The organism is Nocardia macrotermitis (assembly GCF_009604405.1).
GTDB classification, from domain to species: domain Bacteria; phylum Actinomycetota; class Actinomycetes; order Mycobacteriales; family Mycobacteriaceae; genus Nocardia; species Nocardia macrotermitis.
This window is the reverse complement of record NZ_WEGK01000001.1, coordinates 517,976-542,344: the sequence shown is the minus strand read 5'-3', so window position 1 is coordinate 542,344 and position 24,369 is coordinate 517,976. Positions and strand designations below refer to the sequence as shown.

General features: G+C 66.9%; 21 protein-coding genes and 1 pseudogene. 11 read left to right on the top strand and 11 right to left on the bottom strand.

What is annotated here, in order from left to right; all coding sequences use genetic code 11:
* Positions 1-58 precede the first annotated feature (58 nt).
* The 3 genes from NRB20_RS02345 to NRB20_RS02335 all read right to left on the bottom strand — a co-directional run bounded on the left by NRB20_RS02345 (position 59) and on the right by NRB20_RS02335 (position 2,490).
* Positions 59-295: a transcriptional regulator gene (locus tag NRB20_RS02345; protein WP_153407471.1), complete on the bottom strand. Its 237-nt coding sequence runs from the start codon at positions 293-295 to the stop codon at positions 59-61.
* Between the two features lie 38 nt (positions 296-333).
* Complete coding sequence (locus NRB20_RS02340) at positions 334-1,518, bottom strand: acyl-CoA dehydrogenase family protein (protein WP_153407470.1); 1,185 nt, start codon at positions 1,516-1,518, stop codon at positions 334-336.
* Positions 1,519-1,638: 120 nt separating this feature from the next.
* Complete coding sequence (locus tag NRB20_RS02335; RefSeq protein WP_153407469.1) at positions 1,639-2,490, bottom strand: LLM class F420-dependent oxidoreductase; 852 nt, start codon at positions 2,488-2,490, stop codon at positions 1,639-1,641.
* Between the two features lie 232 nt (positions 2,491-2,722).
* Between NRB20_RS02335 and NRB20_RS02330 the strand changes: the two genes are divergently transcribed.
* Positions 2,723-3,595, top strand: coding sequence for an expansin EXLX1 family cellulose-binding protein (locus tag NRB20_RS02330; protein WP_153407468.1), 873 nt, complete (start codon positions 2,723-2,725; stop codon positions 3,593-3,595).
* An 18-nt stretch (positions 3,596-3,613) separates the two neighbouring features.
* Here the strand turns inward: NRB20_RS02330 and NRB20_RS02325 are convergent, their stop codons facing one another.
* From NRB20_RS02325 to NRB20_RS02315, 3 genes are all read right to left on the bottom strand, one after another.
* Complete coding sequence (locus NRB20_RS02325) at positions 3,614-5,302, bottom strand: bifunctional metallophosphatase/5'-nucleotidase (protein WP_227833108.1); 1,689 nt, start codon at positions 5,300-5,302, stop codon at positions 3,614-3,616.
* 190 nt (positions 5,303-5,492) lie between these two features.
* A complete protein-coding gene (locus NRB20_RS02320; protein ID WP_153407467.1) occupies positions 5,493-7,496 on the bottom strand; it encodes an SDR family oxidoreductase in 2,004 nt (667 codons plus the stop codon).
* Between the two features lie 344 nt (positions 7,497-7,840).
* A complete protein-coding gene (locus tag NRB20_RS02315; protein WP_153407466.1) occupies positions 7,841-8,506 on the bottom strand; it encodes a biliverdin-producing heme oxygenase in 666 nt (221 codons plus the stop codon).
* A gap of 518 nt (positions 8,507-9,024) precedes the next feature.
* On the opposite strand from NRB20_RS02315, the gene asnB reads away from it, so the two are divergent.
* Positions 9,025-10,869: an asparagine synthase (glutamine-hydrolyzing) gene (gene asnB, locus NRB20_RS02310; RefSeq protein WP_153407465.1), complete on the top strand. Its 1,845-nt coding sequence runs from the start codon at positions 9,025-9,027 to the stop codon at positions 10,867-10,869.
* 99 nt (positions 10,870-10,968) lie between these two features.
* Here the strand turns inward: asnB and NRB20_RS38820 are convergent, their stop codons facing one another.
* Both NRB20_RS38820 and NRB20_RS39485 read right to left on the bottom strand, forming a co-directional pair.
* Positions 10,969-11,286: a hypothetical protein gene (locus tag NRB20_RS38820; protein WP_264766317.1), complete on the bottom strand. Its 318-nt coding sequence runs from the start codon at positions 11,284-11,286 to the stop codon at positions 10,969-10,971.
* A 37-nt stretch (positions 11,287-11,323) separates the two neighbouring features.
* A pseudogene (locus NRB20_RS39485) lies at positions 11,324-11,710 on the bottom strand (FAD-dependent oxidoreductase); the annotation flags it as partial.
* A 144-nt stretch (positions 11,711-11,854) separates the two neighbouring features.
* Here NRB20_RS39485 and NRB20_RS02300 point away from each other — a divergent pair.
* Both NRB20_RS02300 and NRB20_RS02295 read left to right on the top strand, forming a co-directional pair.
* Positions 11,855-13,081, top strand: coding sequence for a cytochrome P450 (locus tag NRB20_RS02300; protein ID WP_319944349.1), 1,227 nt, complete (start codon positions 11,855-11,857; stop codon positions 13,079-13,081).
* A 24-nt stretch (positions 13,082-13,105) separates the two neighbouring features.
* The gene (locus NRB20_RS02295) at positions 13,106-13,864 is read left to right on the top strand and encodes a TetR/AcrR family transcriptional regulator (RefSeq protein WP_319944348.1); all 759 of its coding nucleotides are present in this window, start codon (positions 13,106-13,108) and stop codon (positions 13,862-13,864) included.
* Positions 13,865-13,901: 37 nt separating this feature from the next.
* On the opposite strand, the gene NRB20_RS02290 is transcribed toward NRB20_RS02295, so the two are convergent.
* Positions 13,902-15,377, bottom strand: coding sequence for a threonine/serine exporter family protein (locus NRB20_RS02290; RefSeq protein ID WP_153407462.1), 1,476 nt, complete (start codon positions 15,375-15,377; stop codon positions 13,902-13,904).
* A gap of 347 nt (positions 15,378-15,724) precedes the next feature.
* Between NRB20_RS02290 and NRB20_RS02285 the strand changes: the two genes are divergently transcribed.
* Positions 15,725-17,656, top strand: a complete 1,932-nt coding sequence (locus NRB20_RS02285; RefSeq protein WP_153407461.1) for an acyl-CoA dehydrogenase family protein — start codon at positions 15,725-15,727, stop codon at positions 17,654-17,656.
* Between the two features lie 54 nt (positions 17,657-17,710).
* Positions 17,711-18,355 carry a phosphatase PAP2 family protein gene (locus tag NRB20_RS39205; protein WP_153407460.1) on the top strand — a complete coding sequence of 215 codons (645 nt, stop codon included), beginning with the start codon at positions 17,711-17,713 and terminating at the stop codon, positions 18,353-18,355.
* Here NRB20_RS39205 and NRB20_RS02275 read toward each other — a convergent pair.
* Together NRB20_RS02275 and NRB20_RS02270 are read right to left on the bottom strand one after the other, a co-directional pair.
* Positions 18,333-19,223: a nuclease-related domain-containing protein gene (locus NRB20_RS02275; protein WP_153407459.1), complete on the bottom strand. Its 891-nt coding sequence runs from the start codon at positions 19,221-19,223 to the stop codon at positions 18,333-18,335. The two genes, NRB20_RS39205 and NRB20_RS02275, sit on opposite strands and share 23 nt — an antisense overlap.
* A gap of 117 nt (positions 19,224-19,340) precedes the next feature.
* Positions 19,341-21,035 (bottom strand): GMC oxidoreductase, encoded by a 1,695-nt coding sequence (locus tag NRB20_RS02270; protein WP_153407458.1) that lies wholly within the window; start codon positions 21,033-21,035, stop codon positions 19,341-19,343.
* Between the two features lie 154 nt (positions 21,036-21,189).
* Between NRB20_RS02270 and NRB20_RS02265 the strand changes: the two genes are divergently transcribed.
* The 5 genes from NRB20_RS02265 (at position 21,190) to NRB20_RS02245 (ending at position 24,336) form a co-directional block, all read left to right on the top strand.
* A complete protein-coding gene (locus tag NRB20_RS02265; protein ID WP_319944347.1) occupies positions 21,190-21,816 on the top strand; it encodes a CDP-alcohol phosphatidyltransferase family protein in 627 nt (208 codons plus the stop codon).
* Positions 21,817-21,864: 48 nt separating this feature from the next.
* Complete coding sequence (gcvH, locus tag NRB20_RS02260; RefSeq protein WP_153407457.1) at positions 21,865-22,263, top strand: glycine cleavage system protein GcvH; 399 nt, start codon at positions 21,865-21,867, stop codon at positions 22,261-22,263.
* Between the two features lie 178 nt (positions 22,264-22,441).
* Positions 22,442-22,918: an oxoglutarate dehydrogenase inhibitor Odhl gene (odhI, locus tag NRB20_RS02255; protein WP_319944346.1), complete on the top strand. Its 477-nt coding sequence runs from the start codon at positions 22,442-22,444 to the stop codon at positions 22,916-22,918.
* A 95-nt stretch (positions 22,919-23,013) separates the two neighbouring features.
* On the top strand, positions 23,014-23,781 hold the full coding sequence (gene ftsR, locus NRB20_RS02250) for a transcriptional regulator FtsR (protein ID WP_194289686.1): 768 nt from the start codon (positions 23,014-23,016) through the stop codon (positions 23,779-23,781).
* 81 nt (positions 23,782-23,862) lie between these two features.
* On the top strand, positions 23,863-24,336 hold the full coding sequence (locus NRB20_RS02245; RefSeq protein ID WP_040823298.1) for a bifunctional nuclease family protein: 474 nt from the start codon (positions 23,863-23,865) through the stop codon (positions 24,334-24,336).
* The last annotated feature ends 33 nt before the right edge of the window (positions 24,337-24,369 follow it).

The following is a 24,369-nucleotide window of genomic DNA, read 5'->3' as shown; positions in this document are numbered from 1 at the left end:
TCACACGGCGCGACATCGGTTGTGCCGCTGAACAATCCAGGTGATGTCCTACCGTCCGTTATTCCGGCATGAGAAGTCGTAAGGCCGCGATGTGCCCTTCATACGCCTCCCGCCCGACAGGGGTGAGGTTGATCCACTGGCGGCGCGAGTCCCGGTGGTCGGGGCGGGTGGCGACGTAACCTGCCTCGTGCAGTTGGCCGACGTGTTTGCTCAGGGTCGGTGGGCTCATGCCGAGAGTCTTTGCCAGCGGGTCGAATCGCAGTTCCTTCGCCTGTGTCAGTGCGGCGCAGATCATCAGACGTTGCCGTGGGTGTATCAGCGCTATCGGATCAGTCAGATCATCGCGCGCAACGGGCCTTCGGGTTCCGTGCCCATGGAAGTCAGGGCGGCCGAGTGGTAGAGGGAGCCCGGGGTGTGGATGGCGTGCTGGAGGCCGACGTGGGCGTCGCGCCAGAAGCGTTGCAGGGGAGTGCGTTTGCGGGCGGCGTTGCCGCCGGAGCGGGCGAAGATCTCGTCCACCGCGGCGACGGCGCGCCAGGCGGCGCGAACCTGGTTGCGGCGCACCAGGGATCGGTTCTCGAAGCTGATCGTCTTGCCCGCGTCGGCCAGATCGTAGAGGCGGCTGATGCCGTCGATGAGGTGGGTGCGGGAGGCGGCGATCTCCGCGGCCGCCTCCGAAATCGCCGACAGGACATAGGGATCGTCCTTGACGCGGGTGCCCATGGCGTTGACGCGTTCACGTTGGTAGTCGAGGTGGGCGTCGAGTGCGCCCTCGCAGATGCCGATGACCGCGGAGGTGATGCCCAACGGGAACATGGCCCAGAAGGGGAGTTTGTAGAGGGTTTCGGTGCGGCCCGCGCGTTCGGCGGCCAGTTCGCCCTCGGCGACCTCGCTGGAGTCGATCGTGCGGTAGGCGGGCACATAGGCGCCGTCCACGACGACGTCCTTACTTCCGGTGCCGCACAGGCCGATCACGTCCCACGAGTCGTCGATGATCGTGTAGTCCGCGCGCGGAATGACCACGTGCAGGACCTGCGGTGGGGTGGTCGGCGCGCCGTCCGCACCGCAGACCAGCGCGCCCAGCACCACCCAGTCGCAGTGGTCGGTGCCGGAGGAGAAGTTCCAGTGCCCCTTGACGATATAGCCGTCGTCGGTGATCGTCGCGGTGCCCTGGGGCGCATACGGCGAGGCCATCCAGCTGTCCGGATTCTCACCCCAGAGTTCCTGTGCCACACGGGGATCCAGCAGCGCCATCTCCCACGGGTGCACGCCGCCGACCCCGCACACCCACCCGGTCGCGCCGCAGCGCTTGGCCACCGCCATCACGGCCTCGGCGAAATCGCCGGGATGCGCTGCGTAACCACCGAATTCGGCGGGTTGCAGCATGCGCATCACACCGGCCTGCCGGACCAGCGCGACGCTCTCGTCGGACAGCTTGCCCCCACGCTCGGTCGCATCGGCGGCCGCGGCGAACTTCGCGGCCACCTCCTCGACTCGACGAACAACCTCGTGCGACATCCACGGACCTCCGAAACTGCTGTCGTTGACGTCCCCACACCGTAGTGGGGACAGCAACGACGGTAGGCCCGAATCGTGCCGGTCACGACGGTCGTGCCCGCTCATCGGACACCTGCGCGGTCAGGACTTCAGCAGACCCGAATCGCGGATCGCCTCGGCCAGCGGTTCGAGCACGGCCGGATCGTGTGGCGTCGGGATATAGATGATCGCCAGGTCCAGGCCCTTCTCCTCGAACGCGGCGATCTGCTCCATGAATTCGGCGTTGCTCTGACCCGGCTCGAGCCGCTGATGCGCGGACAGGGTGATCTCGGCGGGATCGCGGCCGATATCGGCGCAGTGCGCCGCGAGCACCGAACGCTTGTGCGCGAACTCCTCGGCGGTGCCGCCGACGAAATTCCAGTGCTGGGCGTACCGCGCGGTGATGCGCAGGGTGCGCTTCTCGCCGTTGCCGCCGATGCAGATCGGCGGATGCGGCCGCTGCGGACCCTTCGGCTCGTTGCGCGCCTCCTTCAGCTGATAGAACTTGCCGTCGAAATCCGTTGTCTCCTGGCTCAACAGCCCGATCAACACCTGGCACGCCTCCTCGAAACGATCGAGACGCTCACGCACGGTGCCCAATTCGATGCCGTACGCGCCGGACTCCTCCTCGTTCCAGCCCGCGCCGATGCCGAGTTCGAGCCGCCCGTCGGAGATGACGTCCAGTGCCGCGGCCATATTCGCCAGCACCGCCGGATGCCGGTAGTGGATGCCGGTCACCAGCGTGCCCAGCCGCAGCCGGGTGGTGGCCTGGGCCAGCGCGGTCAGTGTTGTCCAGCCCTCCAGGCACGGGCCGGTGGAATCGGAGAAGATCGGATAGAAGTGGTCGAAGGTCCAACCGGACTCGAAGACGTCGATCTGGTCCGCGGCGCGCCAGACCGCCAGCATGTCGGCCCAGGTGGTGTTCTGCGGTGAGGTTTTGAAGGCGAATCGCATGGTGCAACGCTAAATGCTGAAGTGCGCTCCAAGTCAAGCGACACGACCTCCGCGTCGCCGGGATACGGCCCCCGATGCGACATACGGAAAGTTAGCGGGCTCTGGGGTGTCGACTCCTGACACGCCGTAGACACGCCGAGTTTTGCAGGTAGCGTTCGCGATTCGGCCACTTTGTCCCAGTATCTGATGCTTTGCTGGAGATACACGGCGAGTGGAGGGTGGTGGCGGATCGATGCATCGGGTACCGCAGCGGGACCGGACTCGTAACGTGCGGCCGTGGGTGTGGGCGACGTTGATCGGGGTGGCGGTGATCGTCGCCGCGGTGTGGGCGGTGCGTCCGGATCCGGTGGGTTGCCGGGCTGCCGCGGGGCCCCGGCCGGCCACGGTCAGCGTGCCGGATATGCCTGTGGCGCAGCGTGTTCCGATCGCCGAACGGGTCGATCCGCCGGTGCTCGCGCAGGCGCGGTACTACACGTTCAGCCCGGATGTGGCGTGTGCGTTCCCCGACCTACCCGCGGACGGCTACTACGTCGGGGTACCGACCGACGAGTACGACGGCAGCGCGGCCTGCGGCGGATATGTCGATCTGCACGGTCCGCTGGGTTCGGTGCGGGCGCAGATCGTGGACCGTTGCCCGGGATGCGCTGCGAACCAATACGATCTGAGCGCCGCGGCCTTCGCGCGAATCGCCGATCCGAGTTCGGGTGTGGCGCAGATCGGCATCGGCCGCGTGCACAATCCTTCGCCCGCACCGGATCTGGTGTATCGGATCGAGCCGGGCTCGACGTCCGATTGGCTGGGCATCCAGTTCACCGACACCGGAAATCCGTTGCACCGCGTGGAGATTCGCTCTTCGGCCGGCGGCCCCGGACATACGCTGACGCGGCGCATGGACGACTTCTGGACGATCTCCGGTGTCGGGACGGGCCCGTTCACCGCGTTGGTGACCGATGCGGACGGCCATCAGGTCATCGTGCCCGGAATAGTCGTGGAGCCGGGACGTACCCGGCACACCGGCCGCAGCCTCTACGCGGTCGCGAATCAGGTTCCGGCGGCACCGGTTTCGCATCCGGTGCCGTCCGTCACGACCGCCACCTGTTCCTGAGCCGACTGCTCCCGGCACTCAGCGCCGCTGCACGCGACTGGCCGGAGGTTCGATCTTCGCCTGACTCGCCAGATACGCGTTGAACGCGTCGAGATCGGCCGGTCCGACCGCGTTCTGCTGCCCCTTGGTGAACACGCTGAACCCGTCCCCACCGGCGGCGAGGAAGTTGTTCGTCGAAACCTGGTACACCGCAGCAGGATTCAGCGCCTGCCCGGCGATCCGCACGGTGTCGTCGAGGATCTTGTGTCCCTTGGGCGCGGCATCGGAATAGGAGTAGGTGATACCGGCCACCGACAGCACACCGGGCGTGGTCTTGTTGTCCCACTGCTGCTCCAGCAGATTCAGGATCTGCTCGCCGCTCAGCGCCACCGTCACCACCTGATTGCCGAACGGTTGCACGGTGTACGCCTGCTCGTAGGTGATCGCGCCGGTGCTCAGATCCGCCCGCACCCCACCGGGATTCATGAACGCGGCCACCGCGTGATCGGGCGCCATCGCGGCGAGCATGGCGTCGGCGATCACATCGCCCAGCGGCGAATCACCACCCGGGGTGGGCTCGTTGGACAGCGGCCCGGCGGTGGTACCGATCACGTGCGCGGCGCGCGGGCGGGCCTGATCGCTGTAGAAGGCAACGAGTTTCGCGGCGGCCGGATCGGGCGTGACCGTCCGGGTGACCACCCGGTTGACCGCCTTCGCGTCGACCGTTCCGTCGTGGAAGCGCAGGCTGACATCGGTGATCAGACGGCCGTAGGAGGCGGCCTGGGTGACCACCTTGCCGCCGATGACGCAGTTGTAGGCCAGATGGGTGTGCGCGGTGAACACCACCTTCACCCGGGGATCGATCCGGTTGGCCAGAATGGTGACGTTCGGGCTGATATTGGTGCAGCCGTTGTAATCGATTGCCGCGCCGTGTGTTTGCTGCGCGCCGCCGTCGTGTACCAGCGCGACCACGGTTTCCGCGCCCGCGGCGACCATCTCCGGAACGTACTTGTTCACCGCGTCGGCCTCGTCGCCGAAGGAGTAACCCCGGATCGCGTCGGGCATCACGATATCCGCGGTCGCGCGGGTGACCGTGCCGACGACGCCGATCTTGTGACCGCCGACCGTCAGCATCGTCCACGGCTTCAGACCGGGCGGCAGCTGGCCGTTGACATCGGTGACATTGGATGCCAGATAGGGGAATGCGGCTCCGGTGAAGGGCTGCCCGGGGGAGCAGCCGTCGGCGGCGCAACCACCCTGCTGCAACCGGGTCAATTCGGCTGTGCCGTGGTCGAATTCGTGATTGCCGACCGCGGATGCGCTCACGCCCAGCGAATTCAGGTAGTCGATGGTGGGCTCGTCGTGGAACAGCGCCGAGATCAGCGGGCTGGCACTGACATTGTCTCCGGCCGAGAGGACCGCGCCGGCCGGATAGGCCGCCTTCAACTTCGCCAGATGGGTGGCCAGATAGGCCGCGCCCCCGGCCTGATACGCGCCGACGTGCCCGTTGCTCCCGTCGGGCGGTTCCAGATTGCCGTGCAGATCGTTGATCCCGAACAGATGCACCTCGCCCGGCTGGGCGGCGGGCAGATCATCGGTGGACACCAGCGGTATCTGGTTGGCATGCGGGGAGTTCGACGGTGCGGTACCGTGACCCCCGCAGCTGACCATGAGTACCACGCCGATTACGGCGATCATCGCTTCGATCAGGCGGCGACGCAGCTTCATAACCCTCGACTCTGACAGACCGATGCTGCGTGTGGACGGCGTCCGGGTGAATTTCCGGCACACCCCGTCACGCGGAGTTCGATGCTGTGAGGGCGAGTTCCGTGCTCCGAAATCCGGTCGACCGATCATGCCGGGACAGTAATGGAGTCCGTCCCGAACATGACCGGTCACGCGTGGGAAGCGCCCGAAATCACCAGTGCAGACCGGGAATCCGGTTGGTGACGCGAGTGGCCGGGCCCGGCATACCCATCAGCGGTTGCACGATCGGGGCCAGCGCGAGCAGCGGGCTGCGGCTCTCGGGCTTGTCGGCCGCCGGACCTTCCGCACCCGGCTTCGCCGCCGCCGATTCCCCGAACATCCGGAAACCGCGATGCAGGATCGCCTTCTTCACCGACGGCATCACGGTGTCCACCACCTGCGCGAAGGTACCGATCGGGGTATCGATGCGGGTCGGGCGTTCGGTCAACGCGCGCACCACGATCGCGGCCGCCTGCTCCGGTGTGTGCACCGGGATCGAGCGGTACAGATCGGTCGGCGCGATCATCGGCGTGCGCACCAGCGGCATCCGCACCGAGGTGAAAGTGATTCCGGCATCGGCGTTCTCGACCGCGGCGATCTCGCTGAACGTGTCCAGCGCGGACTTGCTCGCCACATACGCGGCGAACCGCGGCAGTTTCGTCTGCACCGCGATCGAGGAGATGTTGACGAAATGCCCGAACCGGCGCTCGCGCATGGCGGGCAGCGTCGCCAGGATCAACCGCACCGCACCGAAGTAGTTCACCGCCATCGTCCGCTCGAAATCGTGCATCCGGTCGGTGGAATTGAGCACCGAGCGGCGGATCGAGCGGCCCGCGTTGTTGACCACGTAGTCGATGTGACGATGATCCGCGAGGATCTGCTTGACCAGCAGCTCGACCGCCTTCTCGTCGGTGATGTCGCACGAATACGCCTGTGCCGCACCATTGTTCGCCCGAACCTCGGCCGCGGCGGCCTCGAGCTCGTCGATGCTGCGGGCGGCCATCAGCACCGTGGCCCCGCGCCGGGCGACCGCGTGCGCGGTGGCCAGGCCGATTCCCGAGGACGCGCCGGTGATCAGCACGGTCCGCCCGTGCAGCGGATCGCCGTCGGTGCGGCGGGCGCGATCCGGGTCCATCCGGTTGCGCCAGAAATCCCACAGCTTCCCGGCGTACTCCTCGAAGGCGGGCGGGGTGATGCCGCGCAGTTGGGCGCGGGTGGAATCGGAGACGAATTCCGAGGCGAACGTGACGTGCGGCGCGACCTCGGCCGGAATTCCGAACTGCCGCAACACATAATCGCGCAGTTGCGGCACGCCCGGGACCTTGCCGAGCATGCTCATCACGCCCTGACTGCCGGGCAGGGTGCCCAGTCCGGCGGGTGCGCCCGCGGCTCGCGCCAGCGCGGCGTAGACCTCGGCGAACGGCTGCGGTTCCGGATTGACCAGGTGGAAGGTGCGGCGGTTCAGCCCCGGGCGGCGGATCAGCTCGCCCATGGCCGCGGCGACGTAATCCACCGGCACGATATTGGTGTCGCCCAGGTCGGGCAGCATCATCGGCAGCTCCGAGGGCAGCGCGGCCAGGCGGGCGATGGCGGCGAAGAAGTAGTACGGACCGTCGATCTTGTCCATCTCACCGGTGCGCGAATCCCCGGCGATGATGGCCGGGCGATAGACCCGCCAGCGCAGTCCCGGGGCCTCGCGGACGAGTTTCTCGGCCGCGAATTTGGTTCGGTGATAAGGGGATTCGAGATTCTGGCCGAGATCGAAATCGTCCTCGAAGAACTGGCCGCGATGATCGCCCGCGACCGCCACCGACGAGACGTGGTGCAGCACCGCGCCGAGTCCGGACGCCAGTTCGATCACCGCGCGGGTGCCTTCGACATTGGCGGCGTGGGCGGCCTGTTCGTCGGCGGTCATGTCGTAGACCGCGCCGAGGTGGATCACGTGTTCGGCGCTCGGTGGATCATCTTGTAGCCCAAGGTTTTTCGTGGTCAGATCGCCGATCAGCGGGAAGACCCGATCGGTGGCGTGCCAGCCCGCGGCCAGCTCGGCGAGCTTGGCCGCGGAGGCCTCGCGCACCAGGATGTGGATCACCGCCTCGGGATCGCCGGTGAGCAGATCCTGAACCACTCGGCGGCCGAGAAATCCGGTGCCGCCTGTCACGATATACGAAACCATCGCCCCTCCTGCATGTCGAACATGGTGTGGCGCAACAACTTCGGATGCGCGTACAACTGTTCGTCCGACATTCGCCGGTGGATGCGGACGTGAGAATCGGCCGCTGAAGACTGCTGTGTTAGCAGACGTTGGGCCCAGGTAGGAACACCATCGTGCCTAACTGGTGAGTAACTTTAGCGGGTGGGATATTGTCTCCGCAACCACGCCGCGCCCTGCATCGTGTGTGACGTATCACCACGTGAGGGCGTCGAATGGTATCTGTGTCAACGGTTTTCAGATAACTCTCGGAGGGGCTGGCTATCTGTCGGCATCCCGAAAGACGTACGCGGCAGTGGGGTTCGGGGTCAGCCCTGTCGACGGGTCGGGAATTCTCCGGCCAGTTCGCGGAACATCGCGGTGTTGAAATCGAAGGCGCGCTGGCATTCGCCCAGCACCCGCTGCTTCTCGAGATCGTCCACGGCCAGCGCGTCGAGCAGTTCGCGGTACTCGCGCTTGAACGCCGCCGGGTTCGGAATCTGATCGAAGACGTAGAACCGCACGCCGTCGCCGCGCTTGGGCAACTGCCACAGCTTCTCGGCCGTCCCGCGGATCACCTGACCGCCGGACAGATCGCCCAGGTACCGGGTGTAATGGTGCGCGACATATCCCGCGGGCCACTCCCGCGCGCATTCCCGCACCCGTTCGGCGTAGGCGGCCGTGGCGGGCAGCGGATCCAGATCCGCGCGCCAATCCGCGCCGCCGAGATGCGCCAGATCGTCCTCCAGATGCGCGACCCGGGCCAGCTCCGGCCGCACGAACGGTCCGGCCACCGGATCGGCCGCGAGCGCGTCGGCAAACTCCTCGAGCGCACTGTAGACGTGCCACAACTGCCCGGTGTACCGGTAGAACGCCGCAACCCCCAGCCCGCCGCCGAGCATATCGCTCATGAACGTGGAGTTCTCCGCGTCCGCATGTTGCCGTTCGGTAGCGGTGCGGATCTGCGCGGAGAAGGGAGTGGTGGTGTCGGGCATACAACGCTCCGTCTACTTTGGGTTACCTAACTTCTCATAGACGATACCTGGTCGGGGGCGTCGTGGAATCAAACTTTCGGACGACATCGCGTCGTTCGGGGGATGCGTGGGAGTGTGAGCCGCGCCGATATGTGGGGTGTGGTTTCTTGCTGTCGCGGACCGGCAGGCTGATTCGGGGGCCGATCGGAGCTTCGATGGTCGCCTTGGGGTCTGGGGATGTGAGACCGGCCTGCCGATCAAGCTCGGGCGGGCGATGTCGACGCGGTGATCATCGCGACCGTGTGGACCGATTAGCACGAAAGTGGTTCTGTGGCAATGATAATCGCCCACATTCGAGTGATTTCGGTTGTGGGGATTGGTGTTCGGCGAGGTCGGGTGGGGGACCTGAGCGACGCGCCCGGGGATTCGCAACACGGACAAATTTCCCATCGGAGCGAAGGTCTGGCGGGGGTGAATGTTGGCGTGTTACAACGGAGTTACGCGTAGTTATCGTTGCTAACTAATTGGAGGGCGTGAACATGTGTGGAATCGCGGGCTGGGTGTCGTTCGACTCCGATCTGACGCGGCAACAGCGTGTCATCGACGCCATGACCGAGACCATGGCCTGTCGCGGGCCCGACGGGCGCGGCACCTTCGTGCGGACGCACGGTGCGCTGGGGCATCGGCGGCTGGCCATCATCGACCTGCCCGGCGGCACCCAGCCGATGAGTATCAGCACCCCGTCCGGCGATATCGGGCTGGTGTACTCCGGGGAGACCTACAACTTCCACGAACTGCGTGACGAGTTGCTCGCGCTGGGGCACACGTTCCGCACCGACAGCGACACCGAGGTCGTACTGCACGGCTACCTGCAATGGGGCGAGTCGGTGGTCGATCACCTCAACGGCATGTACGCCTTCGCGATCTGGGATCAGCGCACCGAGAAGCTTGTGATGATCCGCGATCGTATGGGGATCAAGCCGTTCTACTACTACCCGACGCCGGACGGTGTGCTGTTCGGGTCGGAGCCCAAGGCGATCCTGGCCAATCCGTTGGCGCGCAAGGCCGTCGACACCGATGGTCTGCGGGAGCTCTTCGCGTTCACCAAACAACCGAAGTGGTCGCTGTGGAAGGGCATGTACGAGGTGCTGCCCGGCACGTTGATCACGGTGGACCGCAACGGAATTCACGAGCGCACCTACTGGCGGCTGGATGCGGTGGAGCATACCGACAGCCGGGACGACACCGTCGCGAAGGTGCGTGAGCTGCTCACCGATATCGTGGACCGCCAGCTCATCTCGGACGTCCCTCGCTGCGTGTTGCTTTCCGGCGGACTGGATTCCAGCGCCATTACCGGTCTGGCCGCCGCCCGGCTGGCCCGCGACGGCGAGCAGTTGCGCACCTTCTCGGTCGATTTCGCCGACCAGGAGGAGAATTTCGTTCCCGACGAGATGCGGGACACCCCCGACTCGCCGTATGTGCGCGAGGTCGCGGCGCTGGTTCGTTCCGCGCACGAGGACGTGATCCTCAACCCCTCGGAGCTGTCGGATCTGACGGTGCGTCGCGCGGTGATTACCGCCCGCGACATCCCGGCCGGGCTCGGCGATATGGATTCCTCGCTCTACCTGCTGTTCAAGGCGATTCGCGCGCAGTCGACGGTGGCGCTGTCGGGGGAGTCGGCCGACGAGGTGTTCGGTGGGTACCGCTGGTTCCACGACGAGGTCGCGTTGAAGGAGGAGACCTTCCCGTGGTTGGCCTTCAACAACGCGATCACCGGCGAGGGACGCTGGCAGATGCTGAATCCCGAACTGCGCGAACGGCTTCAGCTGGAGACGTTCATCTCCGATCAGTACGCCTCGGCCGTCGCGGAGGTCGATCACCTCGACGGTGAGTCCGAGGTCGAACACCGCATGCGCACGGTCTGCCACCTGCATCTGACGCGCTTCGTGCGGGCGCTGCTGGACCGTAAGGATCGCGCGTCGATGGCGGTCGGCCTCGAGGTCCGGGTGCCGTTCTGCGATCACCGGCTGGTCGGCTACGTCTACAACACGCCCTGGTCGCTCAAGAGTTTCGACGGCCGCGAGAAGAGCCTCCTGCGGCACGCCGCGAAACACGTTCTGCCCCAATCGGTCGTCGAACGCGTCAAGAGCCCCTACCCCTCCACCCAGGACCCCGGCTACGCGGCGAACCTCCAGCAGCTGGCGAAAGAGATTCTCTCCGAAAAGGATTCCCCCGTCTTCGCCCTGGTCGACCGAACCTGGTTGCAGCGCGCCGTAACCCAGGACCCCCTCCACATGGACGGCATCACCCGAGGCAACCTCGACCGCACCGTAGACCTACACACCTGGCTCGACCTCTACTCCCCGGAACTGCACCTGGCGTGACCACCCCCGCAACATCCGCCCGCCCCGAGACCTTTCCCGGGGCGGGCCGTTTCGCACACGGCCACAAACACATCGACGAGACACGCTGGCCAACTCCACTCACTGCACAATCCGACGATACTGCTCCGGATACACAGGCGAAAACCATTGCCGCACACGGGTGAACCGGCCGACATCGGCATTCAGATCGCCCAGCATCTCATCCAGATTATGGATCGAGAACGGTGCGACACTGGTTCCGTGTGCGTGTTTGCCCCGGGTGCGAGCGCGCATCCAGTGCAATCGCCGATCGATCCAGGCTTCGCGATCCTGCTTGTCCGGCAGCGTGATCCGGCCCGCGAGCAGTTCGGCGATCCACAGCGCGGCCACCTCGGCATTGAGTCCGCTGAGGGCGGAGGAGTTGTAATACCGCCTCACCCATGCGGGTCAGCGCGAGCTGCTCGGTTCCGCCCGGATTCCCGGGCCGGCGCGGCATCTTCCACAGCAGCCGTCTGGCTACCACCGTCGTGGAGGCGGCCACCTCGCTCAGCGACTCCGCCACATCGCAGGCCGACTTCCCGTATCCGACGATCACCAGATGTTTGCCAAGTGCCCGCTCCCGATCGCCGAATCCGCTGGTGTGGCACAACTCCCCGCCGACGCCTCCGAACTCGTCCGCGCCCGCGAACTCCGGGACCGCCGGATCACTGAAGACCCCGTTGGCGATCACCAGATGATCGCAGTCGACACCGTCCGCACGCCCCGAGTCGACCTCCCGCGCCGCCCGGACAACACCCGCGCAGCGGCCAGGCCGGAGATTCCGGCACCGACGATCGCGATGTGCATCGGTCCAGGGTGTCACGCCGGTGCGGGCTCGCGCACGGTCGTTCCGGACACTGTTTCGCGGACTCTTCCGGACGCAATGTTTACGGAGTTTAATAATAGGTGTTCACAAATTTGGTGTGGTGTGGTTCACTCATGCAAACGTGTTCCAAAGGAGGTACCCGTGTCCGCTCCGTCCCTGTCACACAGCTTCGACTTCACCGATCCGGACCTGCTCGCCAGCCGTTTGCCCGTCGCTGAGTGGGCGGAGCTGCGGCGCACTGCCCCGGTGTGGTGGGTCGACCAGCCGCACAATGTCGCCGGTTTCGGCGACGACGGCTACTGGGTGGTCAGCAAACTCGACCACATCAAGGAGATCTCCAAGAAACCCGAAGTGTTCTCCAACTTCGAGAACACCGCGGTGATCCGCTTCTACGAGGACATAGCCCGCGAGGAGATCGACATCCAGCGCGGCATGCTGGTCAACCAGGATCCGCCCTCGCACGACAAACTGCGTCGCATCATCTCCCGCGGCTTCACCCCGCGCGCGGTGGAGAGCCTGCGCAACGCCCTGCGCGAGCGCGCCGAGCGCATCGTGCACGAGGCCAAGCGCAACGGCGGCGGCGACTTCGTCACCCAGGTCGCCTCCGAGCTGCCGCTGCAGGCGATCGCCGAACTGCTCGGCGTCCCGCAGTCCGATCGCGGCAAGCTGTTCGAGTGGTCCAACACGATGATGGGTTACGACGACCCGGAATTCGGCGGCGACCACAAGATGGCCACGGCCGAGGTGATGGGCTACTCCTGGAACCTGGCCGAGGAACGGCGCGGCTGCCCGGCCGACGACATCGTCAGCCAGCTGGTCACCGCCGATATGGACGGCGAATCGCTCGGCTCGGACGAATTCGCCTGGTTCGTCATCCTGCTGGCGGTCGCGGGCAACGAGACCACCCGCAACGCCACCACCCACGGCATGAAGGCGTTCGCCGACTTCCCCGAACAGTGGGAGCTGTACAAGTCCGAACGCCCGCGCACCGCGCCGGACGAGATCGTGCGCTGGGCCACCCCGGTCATCGCGTTCCAGCGAACCGCCCTGTCGGACACCGAGATCGGCGGCCAGCAGATCAGCAAGGGCCAGCGCGTCGGACTGTTCTACGCCTCGGCCAACTTCGACGAGGAACGTTTCGAGAAGCCCTTCGAATTCGACGTGCTGCGCGACCCGAACCCGCACGTCGGCTTCGGCGGCACCGGCACGCACTACTGCGTCGGCGCGAATCTCGCTCGCCTGCAACTGGACCTGATTTTCAACGCCATCGCCGACGTGATGCCGAACCTGCGGCAGATCTCCGAGCCGGTGCGGCTACGCTCAGGATGGTTGAACGGAATCAAGAGCTGGCAGGTTGCTTACGAATGAGCGGTCGGGCCCGGAGGAGGTAACGTGCCCAACCACAACGGGCCCCGGTCGATCAGTGGACAGGTCACCCGCGTTCCGGCACGTCGGGGCCGCGCACCCGCGGTGAGCGACACCGACATCCGGCGGGTGGCCAGATCCCTTCTCGCGGAACAGGGTCCGGAGGCGGTGACCCTGCGCGCCATCGCGCGCGCCCTGGGGATCACCGCCCCGGCGCTGTACCGCTACTACGCCTCGCGGGAGGATCTCGTCGCGGCGCTGCGCCGGGACATCTGCGCGGATCTGGCCGAGGAACTCGCCCAGCAGGTCGCCGAATTGCCCGACGACGGTGTGGTGCAGCTGCTCGCGGTCTGCCGGGGTTTCCGGCGCTGGGCTCTGGATCACGCGCCCGAATTCACGCTGGTGTTCGCCTCGCCCGCCGGGGAGAACACCAGTGCCATGCGGCAATTCGACGAACCCTTCGGGCGAATCTTCCTGCAGGCCGCCGGTCTGCTGCTGACCACCTACGACATCGTCACCCCGTCGGCCGAGGTGATTCCCGAGGCGTTGTGCGCGGATCTGAAGCGTTTCCAGGCCGATCTGCTCGTGGTGCTGGCCGAATCGGGGCAGGAATTCCCGGCCGAGAAGCTGGATCTGGGCGTGACCTACCTGATGACCACGTTCTGGGCGCGCATCTACGGACACGTCACGCTCGAGGTGTTCGGCAATTACCCGATGGCCGTGAGTGATCCGGACATCCTGTTCGACGCGACGCTCGAGGATCTGGCCCGCAGCATCGGGGCCTGAACCAGCGGAGGGTGTCCCGCCGGGATACGTATCCGCGCTACTTCGGCACGATCGGTATCTCGCCGGTGGTTCCGAACGTCGGCGGACGAATCCCACGGAAGCGCAGCAGAATTCGCGGCCGCCGCAGGAATCGCGCACCCCACTCACCGAGGGTGACCCCGGCCGCCAGCGCGCATCCGACGCCGAACGCCGCAAGCAGCTGATTCAGTCCCGCGCCCTGCTGATTGTTGAGCAACGCCGAAAGACCCCGGTAGATACTCAGACCCGGCAGTAGCGGGGTGATCCCGGCAACTGCGACGACCAGCGGTGGTGTCAGCGCACGGCGGGCCATCAGACCACCGGCCAGACCCACCACGCAGGCCGCGAAACCCGAGGACATCACCGGCCCGAAATGGTGTCCGTGCATCAGCTGATAACACAGTGTCGCCACCGCGCCACTGATCGCCGCGGCGGCCAGCGCGCGACGTTCGGCATAACACGCCAGCGCGAAGGCCAGCGAGGCCACGGCCCCGGCGAGGACCTGCAACGGCAGCGCGGAGATGGGGGAGGAGGAGTTCATATCGATCGGGGCCATCTTCACGTTCAGCGCATCGGCGCCCCGCAGGGCCAGGGCGACCCCGGCGATGATTCCGCCGGTCATCATCAGCAGATCCAGCATGCGTGCCGCCGCGGTGATGGGCGCGCCGGTGATGGCGTCCTCGACGGAACCGACGAGCTGTAATCCACTCAGCATCACGGTGATTCCGGCCGCGACGACCAGCGACTGGTATTTCTCCGTCCCGCAGGCGGCCAGGGCGATCGCCGGCAGGGTCGCGATCGCACCGCCGACGATCGCCTGGAAGAACGAGGGCAACCCGCGATAATTCAGTGCGCGGTTGGTGCGGTCGATCACGCCGGTCGCCACGAAACTGGTCACGGCGGTGATCGGGCCGCCGCCCAGTAGCAGGCCGATCGAGGCCGCCAGCAGCGCCCAGCCGCCGGTCGCGATCCAGCGGTTGTACGGGTGCGGTGCGGAGGTGAGTTCGTCGAGTGCGGCGTGCGCGTCCTCGGGCGGCACGATCTCGCGGCGGATGCGGCGGGTGAGCCGGTCGACCGCGGCCAGGCGGGTGAAATCGAGCGTGCGGTAGTTGACCACCCGCATGGTGGTCGCGGGCGGCATGGTCGGGCCGCGGTCGGCTGAGATACGGATCGAGTTGTAGGTGACGTCGATATCGCAGTTCGCCAAACCGTAAGTGGCGGCGATGAATTCGATCTGGGTGGTGGTATCGGTGACCGCGGTGCCCGAGGCCAGCACGACCTCGCCGACCCGTTCGGCCAGTTCCATCACCTGGGTCACGGCGGCGTCGTCGGACAGATCGATCGGTCGCAGCGGTGCGGGCGCCTCCAGCACCGCGTCGACGGTGGCCTTGCGTTCGGCGACGATCCGGTCGGTCACCCAGTCGATCGCGCGCCGCCAGCGTGGGCGTGGCCGCGGGGTATCCGGTTCCTCGACGATTTCGGTCTGCTCACTCATACCCGCACCCGCCGAGGTGTGCGAGCGGTCCGCGCGCGGATCGGGCCGGGATACTTCGCTCGGTCGCAGTTCCGCGGTGCCCGCGCACCCGATCGCCGAGGTGGACGTATCTCCCCAGGTCACGGATATGGCCGCACACAACCGCATGCGCCCGGCACGCGGTGCCGCTGTGCACGACGCGCCGTGTCGATGATTCCCTCGCACGCTCGCTCACACCCTGCAAGGTAGAGGGTGCCGCGCCTTCGTGTCAGCTCGGCTCGCAGATCTGTGGGCACGCGAACATCCGACACGTGCGCGCGGTGAGGCGGGTCACGGCACGGTCCGGATCCGGTCGTTAGGGTCGGGGCATGGCATCTCCCGGGAATCAGACGGCGGACATCCTTCGCGCGGCGCTCGACGGCCCCTGGCGCGAGGTGCGCGAGCAGGCCCGGCCGCGCCTGGACGACGAACGGCTGTGCGGCGACCCGGCGTTGGATCTGTCCGCGGCGCGGGCCCGGGTGCTCGAACAGATGCACCTGGTCTCGAAATTCGGTCTGGCCGAACGCGGATTCCGGCGCGAACACGGCGGCACCGCCGATCCCGGCGGCGCGGTCACCGGACTCGAGATGCTCGCCTACACCGATCTGTCGCTGTGGGTGAAGAGCGGTGTGCAGTGGGGGCTGTTCGGCGGCGCGGTGGAGAACCTGGGCACCGAGCGTCATCGGGACGTGGTCACCCGCCTGATCTCCCTGGACCTGCTGGGCTGCTTCGCGATGACCGAATCCGGGCATGGCAGCGATGTCGCGCACCTGGAGACCACCGCCACCTACGACCCGGCGACGCGGGAATTCGTCGTGCACAGCCCCACCGAATCCGCCCGCAAGGACTACATCGGTGGCGCGGCCGAACACGCCCGGATGGCAGCGGTTTTCGCGCAGCTGATCACCGGCGGCGAGGGCCGGGGAGTGCACTGTTTCCTGGTGCCGCTGCGCGATGCCGAGGGTAACGACCTGCCCGGCGTGACCACCTCGGACTGCGGGCTCAAGGGCGGTCTGCCCGGAGTGGACAACGGCCGCATCCGCTTCGACAACGTCCGCATTCCGCGCGAGAACCTGCTCAATCGTTACGGCGACGTCGTACCGGACGGCACCTACAGCTCCGAGATCGAGAATCCGAGCCGACGCTTCTTCACCACGCTCGGCACGCTGGTGCGCGGGCGGATCAGCGTCGGTGGCGCGGCCGCGGCGGCCGCGCGCGTGGCGTTGAGTATCGCGGTGCGGTACGCCGAGCAGCGGCGGCAGTTCGACGATCCCGATACCGGCGAGGAGGTTGTGCTGCTGGACTATCGCAGCCATCAGCGGCGACTGCTGCCGCATGTGGCGCGGGCGTTCGCGCTGTCCTTCGCGCAGAACGACCTGGTGCGCCGGATGCATCTGGTGCAGACCGGTCAGGATCTGGATCCCGGCGCGCAGCGGGCGTTGGAGAAGCGCGCGGCCGGATTCAAGGTCGCGCAGACCCGGCACGCCACCCGGGCCATCCAGGAATGTCGCGAAGCATGCGGCGGCGCAGGCTATCTCACCGAGAACCGGCTGGTGACGCTGAAGGCCGACACCGATGTGTTCACCACGTTCGAGGGTGACAACGTCGTGCTCACCCAGCTGGTCGCCAAGGAGCTGCTCACGGCGTACGCCGACGAGGTGCGGGATCTGGACGCGCTGGGCTGGGTGCGTTTCGCCGCGACCATGGCGCTGGACGTCGCGCGGGAGAGTTCCGGTGTGCGCCAACTGATTCAGCGACTGCGCGACCGCGGCGGCGATTCGGTCGAGGACGGCGATCTGTCCCGGCGCGAGGTGCAGCTACAGCTGTTCGCCGACCGCGAGGAATACCTCGTGCGCACCGCCGCACACCGGTTGCAGGCCCGTGCCAAGGAGACCGGACCGTTCGAGGCGTTCAACAACGCCCAGGACCACATCCTGCTGGCCGGCGAGGCGCATATCGAGCGGCTGGTGCTGGAGGCGTTCATCGAGGGGATCGCCGATATCGAGGACGAGCAGGCCCGTGCGTTGGCCGAGAGCGTGTGCGATCTGTACGTGTACACCTCGCTGGAACAGAACCAGGCGTGGTACATCATGCACCGGTTCATGTCGGTGGAGCGGGCCAAACTCGTGCGTCGCGGGGTCAACGAACTCGTCGACCGCCTGCGCCCGCACGCGCTGACCCTGGTCGAGGCGCTGGGCGTGCCCGCGAGCACGCTGCGCGCCGCCATGCTGGACGACGTGAGCGTGCATCAGGGGCGGTAACCGGCCCGGTGGCTCCACCCGGGGGAGCGGACGGTCGCGGATAAGGTCTGTGCCGTGAGAAGCGCGCCCGCTCTGCCGTCCTATCGGATCGTTCCGCTCGCGGCGGTGGTGATCCTCGGCGTCCTCGTCACCGTTCTGCTGCCGCTGGCCTTTCCGGTCGGCGGCGGGCCGACCGGATTCGATCGGGCCGTGGACGATCGGATCCACTCCACTCTGGACTCGCACCAGACCGTCTACCGAGTTCTCGTGACCCCGAGCGACGCCCCCGTCGTGCTGGCCGTGCTGCTCATCGGCGTGCTCTGGTACGCGTGGCGGCGCGACTGGTGGCGAGCCGGATTCCTGTTGGTGGCACCGGAACTCGTCGTCGCGATCAACACCTACGCGCTGAAATACGTGTGGCACAGGCAGCTTCACCACTACCTGGCCTACCCGAGCGGCCACACCGTGCAATTCGTCGCCGTGGCAACGGCTTTCGTGCTGATCGCACCCACACCCAGGCTGCGGATCGGCGCGACGCTGGTAGCCCTGGCGCTGCTGATCGCCATCGCGATCGGCATGGTCGGCTTCGGCTACCACTACCCGACCGACGTACTCGGCGGCACCGCCACCGCCATCGCCCTGGTGACCGCGATGTACGCCGCACTCACCGCCGCGACGCACCGGACCCGAAACCCGTTCAGCCAGGCCCGAACTGAATGACCGCCGCGATCACGAACCACACCAGCCAGGCCACCGCGACCAGCATCCCGACCATGAGCAGCAACCGCATGGCGCCCTGACGCAGATCCATCTCACCCGGCTCGGTGGGGTACAGCGCCCACGGGCTGTACCAGGGCATGGCGATCGCGGACGGCTTGTCCGCGGCCGCCTCGACCTCGGCCATCTCCTCGCGGAACGCCTCGGCCTGCGCCTGCTGCGGCCCGCCACGCCACAGCGTGGTATCCACCGGCCCGCCGAATCCCTCGGCGACCAGATCCTGCGGCGCGGGCAGGTACGGCAGCAGATTCAGGCCGCGGAAGGCCAGCGCGACCTCGTTGATCGTCCACTGCGCGCGCCCCCGAGGGGCGAGGTGATCCAGGTACTCGGCCAGATGCTGATGCTGGTCACCGATCACCACCTCCATGCCGGGATCGTTCCAGAGCTGCCGCAGCCGCACCTGCGAACCCTGCGGCGGCACCACCAGCACCAGACCCTGCACCACCCGCTGCCCGAGCCCGTGCGCGGCCAGCCACGCTTGCAGCGCGTAGGTGTGCTCCCGCGAGGAGTCCAGTGGATTGCGGCGGCCGCCCTCCAGCGAGACCAGCTGACCACCGACCCGCCAGGGCCCGTCCAGCGGCACCTCCAGCTCCCCGCGCACCTGCTCCACGAGCGCCTCGGCCTCGATGATCACGCAACTGGTCGGCGTCCACACGATCGCGTCGAACTGATGCAGCCGGTTCTCGAAGAACAGACTGCAATTCACCGTGGCCACGCCGTGGGGATCGCTGGGACCCTTCCACGTGCGCAACCAGTCGATCAGTACCCGTTCCGCCGGCGTCCCCGCGGAGCTCTGCACACGCACGAGCATTGGCGACCCACCCTTTCCCGTCGATACTCGTCACCGCAAAGCATAAGTGCCCGCGCGGGATCGGGATGTTCGAATCGCCGCCACACCCGGGATGCGTTGGCGGCCTGGCGATATCGCTCACACGGTGGGGACCGGCGGATCGACGGGAGAGATCGGCAGCTGCAGTGCGCCGGGAGCCCAGACCGGGACCGACGGCTGGATCGGGGCGACCGGCTGGATCCGGCGGTACGGGCGGCCCAGGGCCGGACGCGGATCGGGCGCACCCTTGTTGGGCCAGAACGCCATTGCGCGTTCGGCCTGCGCGGTGATGGTCAGCGACGGGTTCACGCCCAGGTTCGCGGTGACCGCCGAACCGTCCGCGATGTGCAGACCGGGATGGCCGAACACGCGCTGATACGGGTCGACCACACCCTCGTTCGGATTCTCGCCGATGACGCAGCCGCCGATGTAGTGCGCGGTCGCGGGAATGTTGAACACATCCATCGCCAGCCCGTGCACATCGCCCTCGACCTTCTCGCCGAACCGCCGACCGACCTCGTGGGCCAACGGAATCCAGGTCGGATTCGGCGCTCCCGTACCCTGTTTCGTCTTCAGCCGGCCCCAGCGCCGGAACGAGGTGAGCGAGTTGTCCAGCGACTGCATCACCAGCAGGATCACCGACTTCTCCGAGGCGTGCCGGGCATTGAGACTGCGCAGGAACACCATCGGCTGAGTGAACATCGCCAGCAGGAAGCGCAGGAACCGGAACGCGCCGCCGTCCACGATCGGCACCGACATCGGGAACAGCGCGTTCTGGCCCTTGCCGTAGTGGCAGACCTCGACGTGGGTGTCCGGTTCGGGATGGATCGAGGAGGTGATCGCGATGCCCTCGGCGAAATCGGTCCGAGTGCGGCTGACCACGTTCAGGATCGCCTCGGAATTGCTGCGGGTGAGTTCGCCCAGGCGCGGGGACAGCCGCGGCAGCACCTTCTCGTCGCGCATCTTGTGCAGCAGCTTCTGGGTGCCCAGCGCGGCGGCGGCGAACACCACCTGCTCGGCGGTGAAGGTCTTGCGCTGCTTGCGAATCCAGCGATCCGAACGTCCAGTCTCGATGGCGTAACCGCCGCCGACCATCGGCCGCACCTTGCTCGCGGTGGTGAGTTCGAACACGTGCGCCCCGGCCTGTTCGGCGAGGTACAGGTAGTTGGTCGGGGTGGTGTTCTTGGCGTTGTGCGGGCAGCCGGTGAAACAGCGCGCGCAGTGGATGCACCCGCTGCGCCGCGGGCCCGCACCGCCGAAGTACGGATCGTCGACCTCGGCGCCGGGATCCTGCTCGTTGAAGAAGACGCCCACGTTGGTCGGGTGGTAGGTGTCCCCGACGCCCAGATCCTCGGCGATCGCGCGGATGACCTCGTCGGCCGGGGTGACGCGCGGATTCGGCGCGACCCCGAGCATGCGCTTGGCCTGGTCGTAATAGGGCGCCAGCTCACTGCGCCAATCGGTGATGTGCGCCCACTGCTGGTCCTCGTAGAAGTTCGGCAGCGGCTCGTACAGGGTGTTGCCGTAGATCAGCGAACCGCCGCCCACCCCGACCGCGGAGAACACCGCGCACTTGCCCAGCACGCTGATCCGCTGCGGACCGGTCATGCCCAGGCGCGGAGCCCAAAGTGATTTGCGCACATTCCAATTCGTGTTCGGGATCGACTCGGCGGGCCACCGGCGGCCGGACTCCAGGACCGCCACCCGGTACCCCTTCTCGCTCAGCCGGAGCGCGCTCACGCTCCCGCCGAACCCGGAGCCGATCACTACGACGTCGTAATCGAAGTCGGGCATGGTCTTCCTCTCGAACGAGCACATCGCATGGAACGCGTCGGCAATCATTCTCCTCACCCCGCCGGCGCGCCGGAACTCGGCCCGCAACATCTCGTCCACCCCCTCCGGCGTGCCCGAATGGCGAGGCCGGGTCGATTCGGGTAAGCAACAGGCTGTGACGAGCCAATCCGGTGACGCCCCACCGGCACCGCAGCGCGAGGACCGCATCCTTACGCTGCCCAACGCGCTCAGCGCGCTGCGGCTGATCGGGGTTCCGGTCCTGCTGTGGCTGCTGTTGATCGTCAAGGCCGACGGGTGGGCGTTCGCGTTGCTGATCGCCAGCGCCGTCACCGACTACCTGGACGGCAAACTCGCGCGGCTGCTGGATCAGTACTCGCGGCTGGGCGCGCTGCTGGACCCGTTCGTGGACCGGCTGTACCTGGTGGCCACGGTGCTCGGACTGATGGTGCGCGGCATCCTGCCGTGGCCGTTCGTGGTCGTGCTGATCGGCCGCGATCTGATCCTGGCCGCGGTGCTGCCGATCTATCGTCGCCGCCACCTGGATCCGCCCGAGGTGATCTATCTCGGCAAGGCCGCGACGTTCGCGTTGATGTCGGCGCTGCCGTGGCTGCTGGCGGGCGAAATGGATTGGCCGCTGGCAGGTTTCGGCCGTGCCTTCGGTTGGGCATTTCTGATCTGGGGCACGGCGGTCTATATCTGGACGGGACTGCTCTACCTCGGCAAGGCCCGCGCGGTGGCCCGGACGATACCGGCCATACCGCGCGATTCACCTCGCGATTAGAGTGATCGCCACGCCCGTGAAAGGACGCCCCGTGAAAGGACATGAGCATTGACCGCCCTTCCCGAGGATCTGCGCTACACCGAGGAGCACGAGTGGGTCCGGCGCGCGGGCCCGACACGCGTGCGGGTCGGCATCACCGACTACGCCCAGCAGCAGCTCGGTGACATCGTGTTCGTGCAGCTGCCCGCGGTGGATACCGACGCCCCGGCGGGCGAGAGTGTCGCGGAGGTGGAGTCCACCAAGAGCGTCTCGGACATCTACTCCCCGCTGAGCGCGAAAGTCGTTGCGGTGAACGATCTTCTGGACGCCGAGCCGGAGTTGCTGAACTCCGACCCGTACGGCGACGGATGGCTGTTCGAACTCGAGATCGCCGACGCCGCAACGCTGGACGCGGCAGTCGGTGAACTGCTCGATGCCGCAGGTTATCAAGGAGTTATCGGGGGCTGAAGCGGCCTTCACAGTTCTACCTGCACGGGATCGCCCTGGCAGGGTACGGTCAATGCCAACAGATGTACCGGCGACCGGTGCCGGAAAGTCCAAGGGCGCGACAGCCGGTCGCGCAGGGTCGCGGCAATGCCGGAATCGGATGCTTGTACGGATAATCGGTTCGAGGAGGAGAGCAAGGGTGAGCGAGAACAAAGACCCGGGTTACGGGGAGAGCGCGGCCGAGACGACGTCGGTATTCCGCGCTGACTTCCTCAACGAGGTCGACGCGTCGCGCTCCGGTGAGCAGACCGGCGAACAGCCGGTGCAGGGTGTCGAGGGCCTGCCCGCGGGCGCTGCCCTCCTGGTGGTCAAGCGCGGCCCGAACGCGGGTTCGCGATTCCTGCTGGATCAGCCGACCACGTCGGCGGGGCGTCATCCCGACAGCGACATCTTTCTCGACGATGTCACCGTCAGCCGTCGGCACGCGGAGTTCCGTCAGGACGACGACACCTTCCAGGTGGTCGATGTGGGCAGCCTGAACGGTACCTACGTCAATCGCGAGCCGGTGGACTCCTCCGAGTTGCAGAACGGTGACGAGGTGCAGATCGGCAAGTTCCGGCTGGTGTTCCTGACCGGTCCGCGTCCGGTCGCGGGTGATGCGGCAGGTGCGCGGTAGCAGTCGAGCGGTGTTTTCCGGCCGCGCGGCCGGACCACATCGAGGCAGGTAGGCGATAAGGAATGACGGGCGCTGCGCAGTGGACCCGCGGAGGGATGTCGATCGGCTCCGTGCTGGATCTGCTGCGTCCGGATTTCCCGGACGTCACCATCTCCAAGATCCGATTCCTGGAGTCGGAGGGGTTGATCAGCCCGGAGCGCACGCCCTCGGGTTATCGCAGGTTCTCGGTCGCGGATGTCGAGCGGCTGAAGTTCGTGCTGACCGCACAGCGCGATCAGTACCTGCCGTTGAAGGTGATCAAGGAACAGCTGGAAGCGATCGACAGCGGCGCCGCGACGCTCGGGGTGCGCGAGGCGCGCGCCCGGGCGGACGGGACGGACGGACCGGGGCGTGTGCCCGAGTCCGCCGGTCCCGGCGGCCCGCTCGCTCCACCCCGGCGCCTGGGTGTCGTGCCCGGTGAGGTGACGCCGGACGAACTCCGGTTCGACAGCGAAATCCGTATCGCCCGTACGGATCTGATCGAGCAGGCCGGTATCGACGAGAAGTTCCTCGCCGAGTTGATCCGCGCGAATCTCATCACTCCGGGCGCGGCCGGATATTTCGACGCCGAGGCCGTGACGCTGGCGCGCGCGGCGAAGGCGATGAGCGAATTCGGTTTGGAGGCCCGGCATCTGCGGGCTTTCAAGCTGGCCGCCGACCGGGAGGCGGCGATGATCGCCCAGATCGTGGCGCCCATCGCCAAGAGTCGCGACGCCGACGCGCGCGCCCGGGCGGAGGAGACCGTGCGCGAACTCGCGGCGTTGTCGCTGACGTTGCACACGAGCCTGGTGAAGACGTCGGTGCGCGCTGCCCTCGGCGGCTGAAATCTTCGCCTAGACTCGGTGTTACGGCCGGTTTCGAGTGGCACGCTGGACGGCCGCGAGTATGGGAGGCAGTGGCGAGTCATGACTGAAATGCGTGTGATCGGCATCCGCGTCGAGCAACCTCAGAATCAGCCCGTGCTGTTGCTCCGCGAGGTGGCGGGCGACCGATACCTACCCATCTGGATCGGCCAGGCGGAGGCCACGGCGATCGTCCTGGAGCAGGAGGGCGTCACGCCCATCCGCCCGCTGACGCACGATCTGATCAAGATCCTGATCCACGATCTGGGGCACACCCTCAAGGAGGTCCGGATCGTCGATCTGCAGGAGGGCACCTTCTACGCCGATCTGGTGTTCGAGAACGATCTGCGGATCTCGGCGCGGCCCTCGGATTCGGTTGCCATCGCGCTGCGGGTGGGTTGCCCGATCTACGCCGAGGAGCCGGTCCTCGAGGAAGCGGGGTTGGTGATGCCGGACGAGCGCGAGGACGAGGTGGAGAAGTTCAAGGAGTTCCTCGAATCGGTCTCCCCGGACGACTTCAAGGCGACCGACAGTTAGACCCGGAATGTGGTCTCGACCTCTACTTGAGGT